At 34.2% G+C, this 22,383-nt stretch carries 18 protein-coding genes and 1 pseudogene; 3 read left to right on the top strand and 16 right to left on the bottom strand.

The genetic code is table 11. The features are described from left to right. Window positions 1–260 precede the first annotated feature (260 nt). From AC3WTA_RS23085 to AC3WTA_RS23055, 7 genes are all read right to left on the bottom strand, one after another. Window positions 261–2,090: an FtsX-like permease family protein gene (locus AC3WTA_RS23085; protein WP_000897826.1), complete on the bottom strand. Its 1,830-nt coding sequence runs from the start codon at window positions 2,088–2,090 to the stop codon at window positions 261–263. 16 nt (window positions 2,091–2,106) lie between these two features. Continuing rightward, a complete protein-coding gene (locus tag AC3WTA_RS23080) occupies window positions 2,107–2,868 on the bottom strand; it encodes an ABC transporter ATP-binding protein (RefSeq protein WP_000595164.1) in 762 nt (253 codons plus the stop codon). Between the two features lie 255 nt (window positions 2,869–3,123). Further along, window positions 3,124–4,200, bottom strand: a complete 1,077-nt coding sequence (locus AC3WTA_RS23075; RefSeq protein WP_000800287.1) for a HAMP domain-containing sensor histidine kinase — start codon at window positions 4,198–4,200, stop codon at window positions 3,124–3,126. Next, a complete protein-coding gene (locus AC3WTA_RS23070; RefSeq protein ID WP_000444078.1) occupies window positions 4,197–4,883 on the bottom strand; it encodes a response regulator transcription factor in 687 nt (228 codons plus the stop codon). Before AC3WTA_RS23070 ends, AC3WTA_RS23075 begins: the two co-directional genes overlap by 4 nt. A gap of 191 nt (window positions 4,884–5,074) precedes the next feature. After that, complete coding sequence (gene bla, locus AC3WTA_RS23065) at window positions 5,075–6,025, bottom strand: class A beta-lactamase (protein WP_000636474.1); 951 nt, start codon at window positions 6,023–6,025, stop codon at window positions 5,075–5,077. Between the two features lie 706 nt (window positions 6,026–6,731). Next, a complete protein-coding gene (gene cypD / locus AC3WTA_RS23060; RefSeq protein ID WP_000412207.1) occupies window positions 6,732–9,929 on the bottom strand; it encodes a bifunctional P-450/NADPH--P450 reductase in 3,198 nt (1,065 codons plus the stop codon). A 505-nt stretch (window positions 9,930–10,434) separates the two neighbouring features. Continuing rightward, window positions 10,435–11,913, bottom strand: a complete 1,479-nt coding sequence (locus AC3WTA_RS23055; protein WP_000005092.1) for a DHA2 family efflux MFS transporter permease subunit — start codon at window positions 11,911–11,913, stop codon at window positions 10,435–10,437. A gap of 471 nt (window positions 11,914–12,384) precedes the next feature. Here AC3WTA_RS23055 and AC3WTA_RS23050 point away from each other — a divergent pair, with 471 nt between their 5' ends. After that, window positions 12,385–12,978, top strand: coding sequence for a hypothetical protein (locus AC3WTA_RS23050; protein ID WP_000285410.1), 594 nt, complete (start codon window positions 12,385–12,387; stop codon window positions 12,976–12,978). Between the two features lie 275 nt (window positions 12,979–13,253). On the opposite strand, the gene AC3WTA_RS23045 is transcribed toward AC3WTA_RS23050, so the two are convergent. From AC3WTA_RS23045 to AC3WTA_RS23035, 3 genes are all read right to left on the bottom strand, one after another. Then, window positions 13,254–13,826, bottom strand: a complete 573-nt coding sequence (locus AC3WTA_RS23045) for a YwbE family protein (RefSeq protein WP_000914304.1) — start codon at window positions 13,824–13,826, stop codon at window positions 13,254–13,256. A 286-nt stretch (window positions 13,827–14,112) separates the two neighbouring features. Next, entirely contained in the window at window positions 14,113–14,499 is a 387-nt protein-coding gene (locus AC3WTA_RS23040; protein WP_002096475.1) for a DUF1259 domain-containing protein, read from the bottom strand. Window positions 14,500–14,795: 296 nt separating this feature from the next. Next, window positions 14,796–14,957 (bottom strand): hypothetical protein, encoded by a 162-nt coding sequence (locus AC3WTA_RS23035; protein WP_000441003.1) that lies wholly within the window; start codon window positions 14,955–14,957, stop codon window positions 14,796–14,798. Window positions 14,958–15,329: 372 nt separating this feature from the next. Here AC3WTA_RS23035 and AC3WTA_RS23030 point away from each other — a divergent pair, with 372 nt between their 5' ends. After that, window positions 15,330–15,707: a hypothetical protein gene (locus AC3WTA_RS23030; RefSeq protein ID WP_492333039.1), complete on the top strand. Its 378-nt coding sequence runs from the start codon at window positions 15,330–15,332 to the stop codon at window positions 15,705–15,707. 451 nt (window positions 15,708–16,158) lie between these two features. On the opposite strand, the gene AC3WTA_RS23025 is transcribed toward AC3WTA_RS23030, so the two are convergent. Both AC3WTA_RS23025 and AC3WTA_RS23020 read right to left on the bottom strand, forming a co-directional pair. Beyond that, window positions 16,159–16,818 carry a protein kinase family protein gene (locus AC3WTA_RS23025; RefSeq protein ID WP_000026519.1) on the bottom strand — a complete coding sequence of 220 codons (660 nt, stop codon included), beginning with the start codon at window positions 16,816–16,818 and terminating at the stop codon, window positions 16,159–16,161. A 522-nt stretch (window positions 16,819–17,340) separates the two neighbouring features. Continuing rightward, complete coding sequence (locus AC3WTA_RS23020; RefSeq protein WP_001021183.1) at window positions 17,341–18,045, bottom strand: hypothetical protein; 705 nt, start codon at window positions 18,043–18,045, stop codon at window positions 17,341–17,343. 367 nt (window positions 18,046–18,412) lie between these two features. Here AC3WTA_RS23020 and AC3WTA_RS23015 point away from each other — a divergent pair. Further along, window positions 18,413–18,868, top strand: a pseudogene (locus AC3WTA_RS23015) (discoidin domain-containing protein); the annotation flags it as partial. 476 nt (window positions 18,869–19,344) lie between these two features. Here the strand turns inward: AC3WTA_RS23015 and AC3WTA_RS23010 are convergent. The 4 genes from AC3WTA_RS23010 to AC3WTA_RS22995 are packed head-to-tail and all read right to left on the bottom strand — an operon-like array spanning window position 19,345 to window position 21,985. Next, window positions 19,345–20,079 (bottom strand): Bax inhibitor-1/YccA family protein, encoded by a 735-nt coding sequence (locus AC3WTA_RS23010; RefSeq protein WP_001260969.1) that lies wholly within the window; start codon window positions 20,077–20,079, stop codon window positions 19,345–19,347. A 39-nt stretch (window positions 20,080–20,118) separates the two neighbouring features. After that, window positions 20,119–20,913, bottom strand: a complete 795-nt coding sequence (locus tag AC3WTA_RS23005) for a hypothetical protein (protein ID WP_001068593.1) — start codon at window positions 20,911–20,913, stop codon at window positions 20,119–20,121. Next, the gene (locus AC3WTA_RS23000) at window positions 20,910–21,608 is read right to left on the bottom strand and encodes an ABC transporter ATP-binding protein (protein ID WP_000661363.1); all 699 of its coding nucleotides are present in this window, start codon (window positions 21,606–21,608) and stop codon (window positions 20,910–20,912) included. The genes AC3WTA_RS23005 and AC3WTA_RS23000 overlap by 4 nt, the downstream gene beginning before the upstream one ends. Beyond that, complete coding sequence (locus tag AC3WTA_RS22995; RefSeq protein ID WP_000447078.1) at window positions 21,605–21,985, bottom strand: GntR family transcriptional regulator; 381 nt, start codon at window positions 21,983–21,985, stop codon at window positions 21,605–21,607. The genes AC3WTA_RS23000 and AC3WTA_RS22995 overlap by 4 nt, the downstream gene beginning before the upstream one ends. Window positions 21,986–22,383: the final 398 nt, after the last annotated feature.

The following is a 22,383-nucleotide window of genomic DNA, read 5'->3' as shown; positions in this document are numbered from 1 at the left end:
GCAATGTATCTGTGGATAATTCAGCATTTTACACTATAAAATAAGTTCCTACTTTCATGTCTTTTTACTCCCCTTTTTTGTTGTACAAGGACATGAAACTCCAAACTATTTAGACTAGAAATTCTAAAATAAGATTTTTAAATATAAAAGACCCAAAACATTAACAATTAGTTTTAGGTCTTTTTAAGTATTTCTGATCCAATTCTTAAATTATTAAGTCGAAAATATCGAACGATCTATAGTTAAAAATTATATACTTATTACTTCTCTTTCGGAAGTACAATTCTTTTATATAATTGAACTGTAATCAAGTAGTAAATCGAGTAAATCACTACAAAAATAACAATTGGTAACCAAATGCGAGAGTACGGATCGATTAAAAGAGGGCTAAACATGTTCATACCAACTAATATATGAGTAATCCCCACAATTGCTGGGAATAAGAATATGAAGAATAACTCTTTATAAATTGATTTTGTTAATAATTCTCGGCGGACACCAATTTTATGAAGCATTTGATAACGTGTTACATCTTTTGATGCTCCCGACAGAACTTTAAACATTAAACAACTTGCCATCATTGCTAAGAATGCAATTCCAACGAAGAAACCCATAAACATTATTCCGCTGGCAAAACCATGACTCATATTATATGTTTGATACTTACTATGCAATTCTTCTGCGTTCACATTTTTATATTTCGCTATCTGTAATTCATCAAGTTTTTTCCATTCTTTTATGTATGCTCCAAAATCATCTGTTTTCCCAATGAACACAGTACTTTCTTTACCCTTCATACCATCGTATATTATTTGGTCTACAATTTTTATTTCATAATCAGGATTCACATATTCTGGCTGAATCGTTCTGAAAGCCTGGATCCATTGTTTTGTGTCCGTCTCTCCTTTAACCCATTTTATTGAAAAGGCACCAATTGGTAATCCCTCTGAAACTTTCTCTTTTTTCAAACCTTGTATAAAAGGGCGATTTTTCTCTAAATCTTCTTTTAGATAATAAACATACTTATCATCCACTTTGTAATGATATTCAAGTTTTTCTTGAAATAAGATACCACCCAAAATTGTCTTTTCTTCCGCTGTTGGATTATGAATGACTGAATCGTAAATTCTTATTTGATCTGTCATTTTTAGGATGTTGTTTTTAAATGCCATACCACAAGCAATTCCACCAGCACCAAGAGCCACTAAGATTGCTACTGTTGCAAGCACATTTGTTAGACCATTAATGCGGAAATTTAATTGTGCAAAAGTAAAAGCATTGAGGCCTTTTTCACTACGTTTTTTATTACTCTTTAGCTTGTTAATCATAACTGGGAGAAGTGATCCAAATATTAGGTAAGTACCAACGGTTGCTGAGATTAATCCAACGGCCATTAACCCCAAAACAATTAGCGAATTTGCATATGACATATAAATCAGTGATGCATAACCAATACCTAATAAAAGAATACCAAGGAATGCAATTACAACGGTCATTTTTCCTTTTATGGCAACACGTTCTGTTTGTTCATCTGCATGTACAAGTTGCAGTACAGAAATACGAGATAATTTAATACTATTCATAATTGCCGATAATACAAATAGTGCAAAGAAGAAGACGCAAGTAATAGCTATAGATGGCAGATAAAGTGCTTTATAACCTTCGCCAGCAAACTCGAGTTGTTTCATTAATAGCTGACCGATACCTTCTGCAAGTCCAACACCAATTGTAATTCCAATCAAAAGAGATGTGGCACCTAATATAATTGTTTCGATAAACATAAGTAAGGTAACTTTATGCTTTTTTGCCCCTAACATCATATACATACCAAATTCTTTTTGACGAAGAGCTGATAAGAAAGAGTTTGCATATAAAATATAGAAAAATGTGATAACCGCTAACAAAAAGGAACCAATTTTAAATACAGACACAATATCCCTAATAGAAGAGTTAGATTCAAGGAACGTTTTATTGGATGCTAGCGTTTGAAACATATAAAAAGTTGAAATAGAGACAATAAGACCAACAAGTAAAACAATGTAATCTTGCAACTTACTTTTTAGGCCTGACATAGAAAGCTTAAATAACATGATTGAACTTCCTTCCTTACGCTTTTTGTGTGCCCAAGTTTGCAAGCACGTCTAAAATTTCTTTATAGAATTCTTCACGGGTACCACCGCGATGAAGTTCTTTATATAACTCACCATCTTGAATGAATAAAATACGCTGGCAGTAACTTGCGCTGTAAGGATCATGCGTAACCATCATTATGGATACACCTTGCTCTTTATTTAGGCTTGTCATGGCATCAAGTAAACTCGTTGCATTTTTGGAATCTAGAGCTCCAGTTGGCTCGTCCCCTAAAATAATAGCAGGTTCATGCACTAACGCACGTGCTGCTGCAGAACGCTGCTTTTGTCCACCAGATACTTCAGAAGGATACTTTTGAAGTATTGCTGTAATGCCTAACATATCAGCTACTTTTTCTACTTTCTTTCCAATATTACGAGATGAAACACCTTGAAGGGAAAGTGGTAGTGCAATATTTTCATATATAGATAAATTCTCTAATAAGTTAAAGTCCTGGAAAATGAATCCTAATTTTTGCGAACGGAAATCAGAAAGCTCACCTGGCTTCATTTTCGTAATATCCGTACCTGCAATTTCAACAATACCGCCCGTTGCTGTATCTAACGTTGAAATTACATTTAATAATGTTGTTTTACCAGAACCAGAAGGCCCCATAATACCAACAAACTCTCCCTCTTGAATCGAGAATGATACACCTTTTAAAGCGTGTGATTGATTATCACCTTTTTTACCGTACAATTTTTGAATGTTTTTTACATCTACAACTGGTTTTATCATATATATCCTCCTACGTTTGTTTTTTCTATTTCATTACAATAAGCTACTATTTTTATTTGCTACTAACAAAATAGTCATGTTGCCTCCACCCTTATGCTACTATGAAAACTTTCATTTTATCTTCTTCACTCACCCCATCACTTTGAATACACCCATGATAAACTATGAAAATTAGGAAACACCCCATAAAATCCTTAAGATTTCTTAAGTTTTTATAAAAAAAAGCTTATGGAATCTATAATTCCATAAGCCATTCTATTTAATTGGATGTTCAACAATAAAGGACATCCAGCCGTCTTTAAATTCTGCATGTATATTACCATGATGAAGTTCAACAATTCTTTTTGAGATAGCAAGCCCCAGACCATTTCCCTGGTCATCTTTTCTTGCCTTGTCCCCCCTGAAAAACCTTTCAAACAATTTATTTGGATCACTAACAGGCGGTTTCTCGACTTTATTTGACACTTTCAAAATTGCTTTGTTATCCATTACTTCAAGACATACGGATAATTCGGATGGTTTCATGCTGTACTTTATCGCATTCATAAACAGATTTTCATATACACGTACCATTTTTTCTACATCTATGAAGATAGGTATTGTTTCTTGTGTAATTGATTTTTGAACGATTAAGCTTTCCTTTTCAAATATAGGAATGTATTCTCCAACTATTTGCTCCAACAAACCTGATAAATCAAATTCATTAAGATTTAACTTAGCATCTATGCCTGATAAACGAGTATATTCAAACAGCTCATCAATTAAATATTTCAGTCTCTGTGACTTTGAATAAGTGGTTTCAAGGTATTCCTGTAATTGTGTTTTACTGTTGTATTGCCCTCTTTTTAATAAATCTATATAGCCAATAATAGATGTTAACGGTGTGCGTAAGTCATGAGATACATTGGTGATAAGTTCATTTTTTGTACGTTCCAATCGTCTTTCTTGTTCAAATGTATTTTCCAATTCCTTGGACATATAGTTGATATTTTGAGCAAGTTGGGTCAATTCGTCCTTCCCCTTAATCCCAATTGTCAAACCCAGTTTTCCATTTGCAATATCATTTACATTATCCGAAATGAGCTTCAAATATGCTATTTTCTTTCGAACCAATATCAAAAAAATTATTATAAAGTTAAAGATTGCGAACGCGAATAAGAACAACAATGCCAAATTGAATTCAAACATACCAAATTCTTCGTGTTTTATAAATAATGGATCTATGACGTATGCCAAAATGAGGATTGTTAAACCAAATGAAATAAAAAAACTAACTGCAACAGCACCAAGAAGTTTTATAATGATCTTATTTCTAAAACTAACATTCTTCATATTTTATATCCAATTCCCCAAACAGTTTTAATATAAATAGGATGTTTAGAGTCCTCTTCAATTTTGTCTCTTATTTTTGTAATATGCACCATGACGGTATTATCTGATTTATAAAAAACCTCTTTCCAAACTGCTTCATATATTTTTGCAACACTCAGGACAATCCCTTTGTTGCGGAAAAGTAATTCGAGAATAGCAAACTCTTTTGGAGTTAACCTTGTTTCTTTTCCTCTTACCCATACTTGACATGTATCTGTATTTACGGTTAAGTCACCAATTTCTAGAATGCTTTTATTATGTTCTATTGGCGTATTGTATTTTTTAAATCTTCTTAATTGGGATTTCACTCTAGCGATTAATTCTAATGGGTTAAACGGCTTTGATAAATAATCGTCTGCGCCAGAGGCTAGACCTTGAATTTTGTCTATATCCTCAGATTTTGCAGATAGCATAATGATAGGCATATTACGATCTTCCCTAATTTTCATACATGCTTCAATGCCATCCATATTCGGCATCATAATATCTAAAATAATTAAATCAAATTCCTTTTCTTCTAACAGTTGTAAAGCTTGTATAGCATCTTCCGCCTTTTGAGTTTTTAGGCCTTCATTTTCCAGGTATACAGAGATAAGATTTCTAATTTCTTTATCATCATCAACAATAAGAATTTTTGACTCCATTTTATTCCTCCACATTAAATGCAATAAGTATCCAATAAAGCATATATTTGTTGTTACTTAATTAATAAACTTAATAGAGATTGTTTCTATCTTTTTTCTTTACTTAAGACGATTCTTTGTAAAATACACAAAAAGACCGTCACAGTATTGTGACGGAAAAACAGGAAAATTTCAATAACTAATTACTATTATTATTTATTTTTAGCTTTTAAGGCATCTAACACTATTTTGGTTGCTTCTGCAATAAGCTTATCATCGTATTTAGCATCCTCTTTATCATGATTAGAAAGTATCGCAAGAACAATTGGCTTTTTATTTGGTGGCCAAATAATTGCGATATCATTTCTGGTTCCATAAGATCCCGAGCCAGTCTTATCAGCTACTTCCCATCCTCCTGGAACTCCAGCACGAATTAAGTTGTCCCCCGTAGTATTCCTTTTCATCCAATCTATTAATAAATCCCGTTTCTCAGTTGAAAGTACATCTCCTAGCGTAAAAGCCTGAAGACTAGTAGCTAATGCCTTTGGGGTACTAGTATCATGGGCGTCTCCTGGATGCACTTCGTTTAACTCTGGTTCAAAACGTTCAGGATTTGTAACGGTATCCCCTATTTCTCTCAGTGATTTTTTGAATTCACTAGGTCCACCTAATTGTTTAAGAATAAGATTTTGTGCAGTATTATCACTATATCGAAGGGAAGCATCTGCAAGCTCTTTCAGAGTCATACCTGTATCAACATACTTTTCTGTAATTGGATTGTAATTAACAAGATCTTCACGAGTATACAAAACTCTTTGATTTAGACCTTCTATTGATTTCTTTTGTAAAAGTACTCCCACAGCTAAAGCTTTGTGGGTAGATGCGTATGCAAACCGTTCATCTGATTGATAAGTAACGGTTTGATTCGTATCAGTGTCCAATGCATAAATACCGAGTTTAGCATCAAATTCTTTTTCAAGTTTAGCAAAAGAATCATTACCAGTAGTTTCTTGTTTGATTTGATTTGTTTGTTTCGTTTGTTTAGGTGATTCAGATTGAGTATTACTATCAGAACAGCCTATAAGCGTTGCACATGAAAGAAATACTACAGGTACTATCTTTTTGTAATGTAACATGTTAAAAAACTTGTTTAAGACTATCATACATTTTCAACCTCTTTCAAGAATATATGGTTTTTCTAGGTGTTTACATACCGATACAATTAAAGCGTGTATCGGATATCACTCTTCTTGCGTCTCACTTTTCATAAAATGAGCGAACTATCATGAACACCTGTTTTATACGTATACTTAATAGACAACCTAAGTAACAATTTTGTTCCATAAATAAGAATCTTGAAAAAGAACTGATAGAATCCTCTATTACGATTCCCTTATACTATGATACACGTCAAATTCCTTTTTCATCAGATTTAACGAATATTAAGATGAAATATTTTGGGTATGTGGATTTTTCTCAACTTTGGATAAGACCTTTAATTTAAAATTCACAAGAAACCTAATCCACTTGTAATAATTATCACCCTATTTAATTTCATAGAAGGTATACCTAATTTGATACATTCCTCCAGCGATTTGACACTATGCTAAAAACTGTTCAGCCAGTGTGCAAAAGTTTATTTTAAATTTCAAATTTCGTCAAGAAATTGGTTAACACCTTGCCCATCAAGCTAAGATTATATAGCTTTGATTTCATATGAGATTTTTTCTTTTTCTACGGTATCAGTCCCGCTTATTAAAAATAAAAAAATCCCGTATTCAATAAAAATACGGGATTTTTTTATTTTTAATTAACACTTATTCGAAAGAAGTTCATTCGTTACATATTACTTATCTAATTAAGAAAAATTCATATACCAGCCCAAACATCTTTTCCATATCGCCCTTCATCTTGCACACGATCCAGCCAATTCCTTGCTTCTTGTTCACTGACTTCATGAATTTCTTGATATGCTTGACAAAGTGTATCTTCTACATCCGGAGCCATTTTACTTCCATCGCCACATATATAAAGATGAGCTCCATTATCTAATAACGTAATTAAATTGATTCTATCTTGTTTTATTAAATGCTGTACATATGTTTTAGGATATCCTTCTAAGCGAGAAAAAGCTGTGTGTAAAGAGATTAATCCATCTCTTTCATCATTTTCTAGTTCTGTACGATAGAGATAATCCTTTTCAGGATGACGACAACCAAAATATAGATGTGCTTGTCCTAAGTTAATACCTTTTTGCTTTTGAACACGACGCGCTTGCAAGAATCCACGGAATGGTGCAATTCCAGTACCTGGTCCAACCATGATAATTGGTGTTTCTGGATTTTCAGGTAATTGAAAGTTTGATTGTGGTGTTCGAATGAAACAGATAATCTCATCTTTACTATGACGCTGAGCTAAATAATTAGAAGCGACTCCTTCATATGTCCCTACCCCACTCCATGCAGGTGCATTAACAACACCAACCGTAATGCTCAGACGATCCTGTGCAACGAGTGGAGAGCTTGAAATAGAATAGTAACGCGGTTTGAGCGCAGGAAGAAGTTCTAAAAAGCGTTCAAATCGGAGTTCACAAGCCTCATACTTTTCAAGAAGATCCAACATTGACATACGTTTCTTTAATATTTGTTCATGATAAACTCCCTCTTCCAATAATGATTCCAATTCCTTTTTATGAGGAGGGCATGCTGTGAATGTCACCATTTCTCGTATTTGTGCTCGAGTGGCTGCTTCTTGAACTTCTACACTATAACTAAGAAGGTCAAATAAACTAACAGGACTGTCTAAAGGTATGTGATTTACACTTCGTCCACTTGCACTCAGTATGACTTGATCCTTCCCATTTAATCCAAAGCGTTTTAAAATTCGGTTGACATTTTTCTCACTATTAATTGGCAGCACCCCAAGGTGGTCACCTTCTTGATACGTAGCGCCTTCTGGCAAGGATATCTCAATATGTCGCGTGCTTCTTTCACTGCTAGATGATTGAAGTTCACGATTCTCCAATATAGATGCATAAACTGCTTCATATGTTCGCGCAAGAGGCGATCCTCCAAGACGACTAACAAATTGTAAACTTAATGTACTGCGTTCTTTCTCAATGTTTTTGTTAAGTTCCAATCCAAATGCCTTCATCGCATCAGACCACATACTTTGTTTCCATTGCTCGAGCTGTTCCTCGAAATCACCACTTGCATCCGCTTCTCCACGTGTAGAAAATCTTGTTGCTCCTTTTTGAGCCATTTGCTCATCAATGTATCTTGGAATCCGCTGATAAGTACTAGCCCAATTATGATCTCCACAACCAAAAACTGCGTATTGAACACCTTTTAGCTCATCCGGTTTTAATTCCTCCAACCATTGCACAAACTGCCCTGCATTACTTGGTGGTTTTCCATTATAAGAAGAAGTTACAATAAGAACCGCCCCTTCTTTTGGCAGACTTCCAATTCGATCGTTAAGAGCTACCACTTCCGTTTGAACACCTTCTAAACTAGCTGTATCTGCTAGTTCTCTTGCAATACCTTCTGCTACCCCAGTATCCGAGCCATACAGAACAAGAAGCGAAAGATTATCGGCTCCAATAATAGAAGAAGTCTTCTGAACTTGCTGCTTGGTTTCATGGTTTTTCAGTTTCTCCTCTATAGGCGCAAGAACAGTAGTATGGCTAATAGTTTGATTTCGGGGTAGAATCCTAATTTTAAAATCACCAGGCTTTAGCGTTAATGTTTGTTTTACGTCCAGCTGATAGTCTTGATAATCAATGAATTCGAAATGTTGAAGAAGCATTCCCATTACGAGTGTGGCTTCATGAAGTGCAAACTGCATACCGATACATGCTCGTTGACCATTTCCAAATGGTTTATAAGCATGATGAGGAACCTTATCCAGCTCTTCAAATCGTTCAGGTTGGAATTCTTCCACATTGTCTCCCCACGCATCTTTATCCCTATGTAGCTGTGGAATAAGAACAGAAATACGATCTTCTCCTTTCTTAATTGAATATTTCCCACCAATCACTGTATCTTCTTTTGCATAGAGACTGAACGCTGGAGCGGTAGGCCATAGACGTAGCGATTCATTTAAAATCATCCGGATATACTTAAGTTTCATAACTTGTTGGTATGTTGGAGTAGGATCTGTTAAAACCCGATCTACTTCTTCATAGGCTTTTTTCAATTTATCTGGATTCTTTAATAAAAAATAGATTGCAAAAGATAATAATCCACTTGTTGTTTCATGCCCTGCTATTAAAAAAGTGATAATTTGGAAACGAATATTTTCATCATCTAATTTTTCACCAGTTTCCGGATCCTGCACATTTAACATACGGGAAAGTAAATCATTTTCTTCCTGATTTCCACTACTTTTACGTTCAGCAATAATATTATCTACTAAAGAAAACATAGATTGAATATCATGCTGAAATTGACGTTTCGTTCTCCACATGAGTTTATCTTCTATATCCAGCCGCTGTAATTGGTGCATCGCCTCATCTAGAGCACGGCTCATGCTAGTAATAAAAGGATGAGAGCTCTCACGATAAAAGCTATTAAATCGATAATTAAAACCACATAGACCAATTGTATCCAATGTAAGGCGAGTCATATCCTCAGGAACATCCACATTTTCATTCGGATTAAGTCGTGCCCATTTTTGAACGAGTTGTACGGCAATATCGACCATCATGGCATGGTAATCTTTCATTGCCCGTTGGCTGAATGTAGGCATTAAAATATTATGAGCTTTTTTCCAGTTAGGCTCTTGAGTCTCGCTTGTAAATAATCCATCTCCAGCAAAGGCACGAACTTTTGCTAAAGCACCCTCTATACTTTTATCGAACCGTGTTTCGTCACAGACTTCTGCTACCAGTTCATGTCCAGAAACGACAATGATAGCATCACTTAAAGTTTGAATTCGAAAAATGGGACCATACTCTTCCGCCAGCTTGATAAACGATAAGGTCGGTTTATCTTTATCGATTAATGGGAGATTACCCAGCGGTCCATATGTTTTCGGTTGAGGAATGGCAGATATTTTTTTTTCCATTAAAAACACCCTTTCAAAAAAACATGAAATAAAACATCCCATTCAATAAAAAGAAGATAGCAATGAATCGCCTGGGATAAAGATATGTAATTGATTACCTTATTTTATCTTTTCCCTAACTATTCACGATTATGATATTGCTTATAAAGTTGGTAATCTAAATTGTTTGTTGCTATTACATTTATAGCTTGCAGAAAAAATACTAAATAAAAATGAAGCGTATTATTATAATGTTTATCAGAAATTAAGAGCTAAAGGTTGTAGTATTGGGAAAACCAGTAGTTTCTAATGTCAATTCAAACAAATACGATAAGTAAGTATACTGTGTTGCTAATGAAAAAGGATCTGATATGAATATCAGATCCCTTTTACTATATATAATTATTTCACTGATTCTTTTCCAGATTTAAATACCAGCGCCTTAGCAGCAGAAATTTGCATTTCTTCATAGTCTAACTAAACAGTAAAAACTTATAGGAATCATGATCTAAAGTTTTATTTTACTCTACCGATTTAACCTCTCGACAGCTTCCGCGCTTGTATCTACACGTTTAACGAAAAAAACTAATAGTAGTGCAACAATATTCATGCCAAGCGCTACATAAAATGAATATTGAATTCCAGATAATAAAGCCTTCTGAGTTAACATTGCCTTCGTAGCTTCTGTGAAGGTTGTTGGATCTACATCAGCCATTAGACTTTCAGCTTTTGTTTTTGTTACCGAATTCATAATCGTAACAAGGATAGCAGTACCGATTGAACCGGATACTTGTTGAGCTGTATTATTAACAGCTGTACCGTGCGGATTTAAGCGCGTTGGCAATTGATTAAGACCATTTGTCATAAGTGGCATCATCACCATCGCCATCCCAAACATCCGCAGTGTGTAAATAAGAATAATATGCGTGTGACTAGAGTCGAGTTGCAGATTTGCTAGCATATAAGTTGAAACGGCTGTAATGGAAAGTCCTACTATACCAAGAATACGAGGGCCATATTTATCAAATAGTTTACCTGTAATTGGTGACATAATCCCCATTATTACCGCACCTGGAAGCATCATCAGCCCAGAGCTCAGCGGTGAAATACCGCGGACGTTTTGTACATAAGCTGGGGTTAAAATCATACCCGAGAACATGGCCACTGCGTTAACAATCGCAATTACAGACGCAAGTGCAAACATTGGGTACTTATAAACACGTAAATCCAATAATGGTTCATTCATTTTTAATTGACGTATAATGAAAGCAATTAGGGCAATAGCGCCTATGATTAAGGCTGTTAAGACCACTTTATTCGTCCAACCATCGGAACTTGCAGAACTGAATCCATATAACAAACCGCCAAAACCGACAGAAGATAATAGTAATGAGAGATAATCAAGTTTTGCATTTTTGTTTTGTTTCATGACATTCTCCGACTTCCAAATCCCTAACAGTAAGCTAATGATTGCTAACGGTAAAATCATTTCAAAAAGCAAACGCCAGTCATAATACTCTACAATATAACCTGATAGTGTCGGTCCAATTGCTGGAGCTGTAATCATAACTAATCCAAAAATCCCCATCGCTGTTCCCCTTTTTTCTCTTGGAAAGCTTACTAGCATAATATTCATTAACAAAGGCCCCATGACTGAAGAACCCGCTGCTTGAACCATCCGACCAGTAAGTAATAAACTAAAATTCGGTGCTAAAGCCGCTAAGGCCGTACCAAGTATAAAAATCAACATAGATATAATAAATAAGCTCCTATTGGAGAAGCGGGTTATTAAAAATGCTGATGCCGGAATTAATATACCACTTACAAGCATATATCCTGTAGAAAGCCACTGAATCGTTGAATAATCTTTAATGTCTAAATCCTTCATTATTGATGGCAAGGCAACATTTAAAAGCGAGTTATTTAGAAATGAAACAAATGCTCCAATAAAAAGGATCACAAGCATTAAATATGGTGGCTTTCTTTTATGTAATGTTTCACTCATATATTCATTTGCCCCTTCATTATAAATTCCATTAATTAGTTCAAATCTTTTGCATATCTGCTCAAGAATACATTATCCTTTCAGTATTTTGCCAAACTCTTCGAATGGATATTCTCTTTTTATTAATTCTACTTGCTCGACATAACATGTTAAAAATTTTTTACTGATTAAACCTTTATAAACACGTTTGTTAACCGAAATTAAATTAGGCTGAATTAAACAAAAGGAGCAACTGAAAATCCCCTTCTAAAATAAAGTGACACTTTAATCAGTCGGACTTTTACAGACAGCCGCTTTCACTGAATTTTGAGGGGGTGGTGTCTTATGGCCCACAAATAGCGGGATAAATATGATCACACACCCATTCCTTTCAATACAGGCTTGTAAATCTAGTTATGTAACCATCCATAAAAAGGAATATTACATAGGCTAAGTCTAACATTACATTTTTAAAGTGAGGGGAATAAACTTATGTACCAATATTGGTATTTGAATTCAGAGGGAAACGGAGAGCAATATAATAACCAAATTGCAATGTCATCATTATATTTACAGCCCCAAATAGCTAAAGCTGAGGGAATGAATGATTTGAAGATCCCTGAGAATTGGAGTTGTCGAGGCTATCCATTTGGTTGGGATTCACCAGCCAATTATACGGGTTTCAATCCTCAAACTCCTCCCTTCTCTTTAGGTCAGCCAATCCATTATGCAGGGATGATGCCACAAGGACATCCCGCTAACTGGACTCCATTACAAGGCTATGTAGGTAATTTTCAAAAACCTCCCTTCCCCTGGGCTCAACCATTCAATCATACAGGGATGTTCGCACAAGGTCATCTTGCCGCTTTACTATCGCCACCAGCTAAAGCTTTTAATTTTAATACCAATAATAACTGGGGTATTTTAGGAAACCCTCCAGGATGGGGAGGACAGGTAAGTCCTATGGGATGGGGGAATAACGGGCAGCCAGGAATGCTTGGAAACTTACTAACAGTAGGAAAAGGCACCATGAATGGAATCGGAATGCTTAGTAGTCTAATCGGTATGGGGAAGTTCTTCTTTTAGTTAATTAGAACGGGAGGATAGGTCCATAGCTCAAACATGCCCCCTCAATGTATTTATTGTACGCTTCCCATACTCCCTCCGAGTTCATTTCCTCTCCTTTCAAATTATAAATACATCTATTACCTTGTATGTGATAACTTGATAGAGGTGTGGTGACATCAACAAAACGCAAATTTCGTCCGCTAACCAAAACGCTACAAAAAACCGGCTCCTTTACGAAAGAACCGGTTTTTTGTAGCGTTTATTTATTTGAAAAGTAGTCAAACCTTTTTTCACTAGTTAACACTTTGAACACGGCCAATTTGTCCATCTTGTAATCGAACTTTAATGCCGTATGTATGTGTTTCACTATGTGTTAAAATGTCTTTCACAACACCACTTACAGTTTTGCTATAGTCATTATCTAATTGAATAACTACATGTGAACCAACTGAAATTTGTGATCTTGTTGGTTTCCCACCTGTTGCTTGTGTTGTTTTTTCTTGTTTTTGTGTTCTCTCTTGTTGTATAGACTGTTGTTGCTGAGTCTTCTGCTCTTGTTGTTTACGCTTCTCTTCTTCTACTCTTTGCTGTTCTTCTTGTTTACGTTTTTCTTCCTCTACTCTTTGTTGCTCTTCTTGCTTACGCTTCTCTTCCTCTGCTCTTTGTTGCTCTTCTTGTTTACGCTTCTCTTCTTCTACTCTTTGTTGCTCTTCTTGCTTACGTTTTTCTTCCTCCACTACTTTTTTATCTTCATCTATTTTTTGCTCATCCTCTGCTACTTTTAATTTTTCTTCATCACCTTTACAAGCACTTAAAGCCATTACACACAAGCTCATAAGTACACATAATAACAATTTCTTTAACATTAAAAAATCCTCCTATATATACATCACAAATTAATAACTTTCATAGCATAACAAAAATATATGTATTTCCTCGTCAAAATTTGTCGTAAATATTTAATTTCTACTAAAAGACTGACACTACAATAAAAGCGGAAATTATTATATCGATTCGTGCACAGGAATTACGTTCGTTTGCTAATCATGTGAACTTAATTAATGAAATACAAGGATAAACCTTCATCTTATGTATGAAAGGATCTTTCAATTAAAGATCCTTTTATATCGCTCATTTAACTAAATAGATTGGTTAATTACATAACGCTTTTCTAACTTTCCTTGCGAAGCTTAGCGGATCATCAACGTCTTGGATATTAACGTAAATTAAATTCGGCTCATCACATAACCACTCATTGTGTATAGACGAAACGATTATTCCTTGTTTAATAATTGTAGCAACAAACCCATTGACTTCTCTTTGCAATAGCGCCACCCGGCCTAAACATAATGCTCGTCCAGTTTTATTATCTCGTGATTCGAATGAGAAGGAAGTTGTTACTCTAAAACGTTTTCCTAAGATAGTTGCTTGTATTTCATCCCGATTTATTGTAGCCACGCATTTTCCACCGGCGAACCCTTCTTGGCCACCTATAATTCTCGCAAACTGTTGACAAATTAATTCATCATTACACGCCATACCTTGAATCATCCCCCCTTTTACTGTTAGGTTATGAATAAATACTTAGGTCTGAAACGGTAATAAATCTATTCTATTACAAAAAATATTATCGAAATCTAACGAAGTCTATTATATGGTAAGGCATTTTTAGAGAGCACAAAAAAACACCCTAAGGTGCCATCCTCCGACTTGAGAATCATATCTATGTATGGAGAAATTTAGAAAAGAGAAGGTTCTAACTATAATTTACAAAGCTATTATGCCATGAATTACATACATATTTCCTTATTTACTGGGAGCAGAATCCCGTTATATTACTTTCTGATCAGTCTCGTTAAAGCCATCCCAATAAACCCAGCCCCCATCCCTATTAGCCATCCAGCATGCGTATCGCCTAATATAGATCCCACTCCTCCGCCAAGAAACATGCAGCCAACAAATACTAATCCTCCAATTCCCCAATTCGGCCGTTCCATAGTCAATCATATCCCTTCAATAAAACATATGCTTTTAGCTACCTCAACTTTCTTGCATAGGATGGTTAATTTTTTTGCTTAAGTTTAGCACTATCAGGGAATTCAAACGATGTGGAGATTGGCCAATTTGAATGAATTGCAGAAGGAGAATTTCATTTTTTCATATTATAATAACTTAAGAGTTGTGGAACAAATTTTTCTTCAACTAACGAGTTAATAGAAGTATGGAATTTCCCCGCAATTCAGGACTCATCCCATCGCTATCAAGTTAAGAAAAGCAAATCCCCCAAAAACGAAAATTATATGCATCATTGACTACTGTTAATAGGACGTTATGTCATACAATGGAGTTAATATTAGAAAACTGTGAGGATGGTTACGTTGATAAAATTTGTAATTAGTTATGCTGCAAGTCTGTTTGCTTTTATTTTTGGATGGTTCTTGATTTCATATATTTTTCATCCTAGCTTTATTCACCCGAACGTTGTATTAGGGTTCATTAAAACGATCCTCACTTATGGAAGTATACCCGTTCTTATAGCCTGTCTAATTGGGGATGTGTTATACAGGAAAATCAAACGATGTAGAGAATTTCAATTTGGAATTCCTGTATTTATAGGACTAGCAGTTATCTATACACTTATACCATTTCTTTTACTTTTTCCTTTTAATTTTTCGCACTTCTTTGATTTCGTTGCACCTGTTATTATGGGGGCCTTATCTTTTTATTTAATACGTAGAAAAATATAATTAACTTCCGTTAACGAGAATGATGTAAATGAGCTGCCCATATAGGCAGTTTATTATATTTTTTGCTTAGCGTAATTTTTTTCCGAAATGCTGACGGGAGTACCCTTATATAGGGCTTTTTCTTTTTTCTCAATAAACCATATAACTTAACATGGTAAAATAATATTTGGATGGGAGTCCAATACATATGATGGTTCAAGTCGGAGGAAGGCACCTTAAGGTGTCTTTTCTTTATAGAGGGCCCGTCCACATTTTAACGAAAACATACGCTAAGCAAATTTCGAACGTGCAGAGCAACTAAGCCAGCTACACGATAAAAGGAAATGTAAAGCTTACTGATTACTTCATGAAGTTATAAAATTAGGACCTTACATATTAGACATATCTAAAATGTAAGGTCCTTTTGTTTACTAGTTCACTTACCTAACCTAAAGATAAGTATGTGGTCCTTTTACAATTTGAATTTCTTTTTAAGCTTCTTATATTTTCTATACGAACGTCTAACAATGTTTAACATAAAATACGGTACTTTAACAGGGAAAGGAAATTTATAAATGAAAGGCAAATAAAATGTAAAATATGCCTTTTCTATGTCTCTCCACTTACTATCTTCTTTTGTTTTTAAGAAATCAGATACATCGACTACATATCCCCTTCCCTTTTCCATCATCACGTTTTTTCCGTGAACATCACAAGGAGTTAATCCTTGATCCCTTGCATACTCTAAAGCTTCATTGATATCAAGGATCACCTGCTTAGGAATTTTAATCCCTTTATGAATAGCATCGTATAAGGTAATTTCTTTTAAACGTTTCAATACTATGAAATTTTCTCCTTTATATATAAGCTTCGAATAAGAAGGATGGTTTCCGATTCTTCGGTATACTTCTGACTCTTTTTCAATTCCTTCTCCTTCTCGCGCGTAAACTTTCACTACCCAATCTTTGTATTCTTTATGCATAAATACTGCGGCATAATTACCCATCCCTAAACACTTCCAAAGTCTAGGAATATCTTTAACTACTACAGGCTCGAATTCATCCTCACTTCTAATGCTTACCTCTTTTAATAATTCGTCCTTTATCAATCCCACAAAACTGTTTATACTCATCATTTCCACTCCGGTTTTGCTAAAAGGGGTACCACCCACATTTTAACGAAAATATACACTAAGTGAATTTTAGCATAAAACGAGTCATCTTTTTTCTTAAAATAAAAAGATGACTCGTTTTATTTGAACTGTTGAATACTTAATATTTATTCCACTATTCATAACTAAAAACCTTACAAAATACAAATTTTTTTCAACCATTTACGTATTTTCATTTTTTCAAAGGCAACCGTATAAGAGCTTTTATTAGTGCAAGTTCTCTTCGTTCATTGGCCATGCCAAATCTATGTTTGTTCATCGTATAAGTATAACTAAACTTTTCATCTGGATCGACAAAACAGAATGATCCTCCTGCGCCTCGGTGCTGTACAAAACACAAAATTATCGTTCTGGGGGTGGTATGAGCCTTTAACTTGATGGGTATGGGCTATATACCCTATCTATACAAGTATTGTCTACATAACGCATTATTAGTAGTAGTAAAAAAACTAAGAAAATGTAAAGAGATTTCTTTTTACATTATTACTTCAGCTTAATTACTAACATGTGATTAGCGTTCTTCTGAAACTCATAAGATACTTTTACTTCTTCAATCGAACGAACATGTTCTTTTAAGTCGTTCATCAATTGAGATAATTGATCATATTTCTTTCCATATAAATCTGTTAAAGGAAAAATACGAATTTCATCTTTTGTTACACGTATCAACTCTTTTAAACTATTTAAGTGGAATTGATAATCTAAACGATCAGAATACATGAACAGCAAATGTGCACAAACTGTCATATCAAATTGTTTATTTTCAAATGGTAAAACAGGCAAAGTAACAGCCTGATAATGTTGAGGATTTTCTCTCATATCCTGAACACAATCTTTTAAAGCACGGCTTCTTTCTTCTTTTAATGCATCAATAGACGAAAAATACTCCCATACATAGTTTCCTGATGCTTTTTCCATATGTTCTATAGTATGTTCAATGTCTTCTAATCCTTTTTGTTCCAAGTCAATTACCTCATGATAATAAGCAATATCACAAGACGTAGAATCAATACCTAATTTATTGGCATGTGCAGTAAAAGAACATGCTCCGCCTGCACAATCTAAAACTTTCATATTCTCTAAATTTTCAGGAGATAAATCAAACATTTTAATGTATTCCTCAAATGTTCTCTCAATAAATACAATACGATTAATATCTAACTTTAAATTTTTTTCAATTATATTCATCGTATCTCGCCTCTTTTTTATCCAAACATTTCAAACACCCTTCCATTTTATCTTTTTCATATAAATTTCGCGATATAAATCTAGTGCCTTCAGTTAACATAACCATCTTATTAGTATTCAACAATGGATAAAATTTTCATTCTGAGGGTAGTTATATTTTCTTAGCTTGGTAGCGATGTGGTACTCCCCTTTTATGGGCTAATCTTGAGAAAATATTAATTCGATTGAAAAATAACATTTTTTCAAATTCCTGTAATTATAATTAAAGGTATTCTGTTAGCCTTATACAGATGTATCCGTCGATTGATTCCATGTATGAATCTAGTTTGGCTATCAATAAAATATTCCACATACCATTGAAAAAGGGGTAGCAGTCACAACAAAAGAAGCTAGTTTAATTCCGCAAACAAACTGGACACTAAAATATGTAGATAGCTATAATTGGTACAATTTAGGTACGTATGCCTTTGATGGAAACAAAGACACATTTTGGCATACAAACTGGAGCCCCGTAGCTCCAATGCCGCACGAGATTCAAATTGATTTAGGTGCAACCTATAACCTCTCCAAATTTAGCTATCTGCCAAGGCAAGATGGCCAAATCAACGGAACGATTAAGGACTATGAGCTTTACGTCAGTAGTGATGGAGCGAATTGGGGAACAGCTGTATCTATAGGTGCTTTTGCCAATAATACTAATTTGAAAGAAGTCAGCTTTGCAAACAAGACAGGTCGTTATATTAGACTACGTGCATTAAGCGAGGTAAACAATAATCCATGGACAAGTGCGGCTGAAATCAATGTATTTGGAGTGGCTCAATAATATATTTGTGAGGATATCTATTTAAATCATTGACACGCTATTTCAGAAGGTTATCATCCGCTGAAAGTTTCGTTCAGCCTTTGATAACCTCCTTATTTTTCCAATATGTAAAAACACACAGATTGATAAAATTGAATTACTTAGATTAGTCTAAATTTGAAACTTGTTAGGGTTTATTTCTTATGCAAATATTTCACTCACCTATACTTGTCTTTTAGAAAAAAGAAACAATCTCGCCTAAAATTGAATTTGCATGAGCTTAGCTTGAAAGCAATGGGGTAACACAAATAAAACGCAAATTTCGTACGCTAAGGGGGAATCGGCTTTTTACTGTTAACTCGTTTGTAGTAATCGAAGGAAGATTACATTTATAAGTATGGGTTGAATTCATACATTTGTTACTGTCTGTATTGAACTAATTGATAATATGAGATACCAAAAACATCCTGCATGTTTGAACCATGCAGGATGTTTTTTTAGTCTTTGTTTTTCATAATGTAAGAAACCAGTCGAAGGATCTCCAGGTATAGCCATACTAATGTCATCATAAGCCCTACTGCGCTGTACCATTCCATATACTTCGGTGCTCCACTATGAGTACCATGTTCAATTGAATCAAAATCTAGTAACAAATCTAATGCAGCAACAATAATTACAATTGTACTTATTATGATACTAATTGTCCCACCTTGGTGAAAATATGGAACAGTCACCCCTAAGATGCCCAGTAAGAAAACAATAAAATACATAATAAGAATTCCAAGTGTTGCAACCGTTACAACCGCACGAAACTTTTTAGTTACTTTTACTATTCGAGTTGCGTATAACACTAACATGGCAAATAAAATCGAAATTGTTAGTAATACGGCAGTTAAAGCGATAGAATCACCAAAACGCAGTGTATAATATGCTGAAATACTTCCTAATAAAATCCCTTGTAATACTGCGTAAATCGGTGCGCAAATTGGGGATATGCGCGGAATGAATATAACTACAAATGCGACAATTAGAGTAACTATTATAATTCCAATCAACACGGGTATTTTCATTTTTCCTTGTATCATCTGTACGTATGAATAAACAGATGATGTAAGAAGTAAGATAAGCAAAACGAATGTTTTTCCTATCGTTCCGCCAATAGTCATTGTAGCAGCATTTGTCTTCTCTTTATGAAATTTGTCTTTTTTTAATATTGGATTAGTTGTTCTCATTTCTTCCTCCTAAATAAATTCTACCTTTAAAGTGGAACTTTATATTTCTAATTTTTTATCAATGATACGTCCTGTAATAGCTGTTAGGGCAATTATGAATAAGCAAGTAAAACATACATCTAAAATAGTGAATCCTTCACTAGGATACAGTGATGTGTCAATAAAACCATTTTTATCTATGAATCCCGTACTCTTTATGGTGATTACATATTTCTCTAATTTACTTAAAACATCCAGTACTAATGTTTGGATTGTTAAAAATAAAGCGAAGAAAATAATCGATATAACCATCTTACTCATTGATGACTTTATAGGAATCAGCTTTGTAATTACCATGATGAAATAGCAGGAGATTAATATACTCATGAAATCGATTCCCCATAATAAAACAGAAAGTATGTGATGAAGAAATCCATATGCATATAACTCATGAAATTCTTGTTGGTATCCCCCGACTACTTTTCCACCGTAGGTACTTTGGGAGAAATAGTATAGAAAAATTAAGCCTATTACTAGTAAAAGAATAAACATTAACGTGAAAAAGAATAAATTTGCATATATATATTTTTTTCCTGAGATGGCTGTATAACGTATCATAGTATTTTTTAGCATTTTATTGAAAGATGGCAAGGCTATTAAAATCAGTAAAAATGCAGTGCTACCTATTATTGAAATAAATATACCTAATGTTATATCCTTTGTAAGCTGATTTGTAACCTTCGATAGTCCCATCATATTAAATAAAAGAAGTAACGAAATAGTAATAAATCCAAAATAAAAGACGGCTATCTTTTTTCTATTACAATTAAATAAATAACGAAAAAGTGGATTCATTTCTCAAAAACCTCCTTAAATAACTCATGTACTGCTTTTCCATGGTGAAAACGAATTTCTTCTACATTTTCATGCAATACAATACTCCCGTCTTTTAAAAAGATTACCTCATCAAATATATTTTCAATTTCCTCTATTAAATGAGTCGAAATAAGAATGGTACTATCTTCACGATAAAAGTTAAGAATTAAATCTAATACATGCTTTCTAGAAACAAGATCAATTCCACCTAATGGCTCGTCTAATACATATACCTTTACTTTCCTTGAAAAGGTTAATATTAGCTGTAATATCCCTGTTTTCCCTTTTGATAAGATGCTTATATTCTCCTCTAGCGGGATTTTAAAGTTAGCTATTAATTCTATTGCTTGTTGTAGATCAAAATCAACATACATATCTCGATAGAACAGCACAGCATCTTTTACAGTCATCCATTTTTCAAAAACAGGACTATCGGGCATAAATGAAACGATTTTTTTCGTTTCTAATCCCACCTTTTTATCTTTAATTGTAATACTTCCTTTAGAAGGAAACCTTAAACCAGAAATCATTTTTAAAAATGTCGTTTTTCCACTACCATTTTCACCAACAAGACCGATAATCTTCCCTTCTGATATTGTTAAGCTTACATCTTGAATCACTGTTTTTAAATCATATCTTTTCGATAGTTTTTCAATTTTCAATAATTCTTTCATTCATTTCCCTCCTTTTTCTTTTCCAAAGAAGAACGGAGTATTGAGAGAACCTCTTCTTCCATAAATCCTAAGTTATTCATTCCATTTATAAAATTATCAAGCAACTCTTTTGCCATTTCTTTGCGTATCTCTGTAATTTTTTCTTCATCCATTGTTACAAATCTTCCTGTTCCTCTACGTGTCTCAGAAATACCTTCCAGTTCTAGCTCTTGGAACGTACGTTGAATTGTATTTGGATTCACTTGTAATTCACCCGCTAATTCACGTACAGCAGGAATTTTATCACCTGGCGCCAAACGTCCTGTTACAATTTCTTTTTTGATGTATTCGATTACCTGAACATAAATGGGGATATTAGGAGAAAACTCAGTTTCCATTTCTTTCCTCCTCTGTATTAGTGTACTAGACAAATAGTACACTAATACAAATTATATGTAAATAGTTATTTTGAAAACTATAATAAATAGTAGGAATGTATAAAAAAATAAATAGAGTCATAGAAAAGGAGAAAGGCGGATTCCTTATGAGAGTAGGGATCTGCCTTTTTCTTGCTACCAATAACGGTAATTATGTAAATGAGCTGTCCATATGGACAGCTCATTGTATTTTTGCTTAGCGTGGTTTTTTTGATGCATGTTGATCGTTTTTATCGTTTTGGGGTAACTCGTCCTTGTTAGCTTGATGGATATGTGGTGTTACCCCATCGCTATCAAGCTAAGCTTATGCAAAGTCAATTTTAGGCGAGATTGTTTCTTTTTCTAAAGGGCAAGTGTAG

The organism is Bacillus sp. EB106-07-01-XG149, assembly GCF_058791555.1.
Note: the sequence above shows the minus strand (reverse complement) of the source record. Positions and strands in the feature narration are given on the sequence as shown.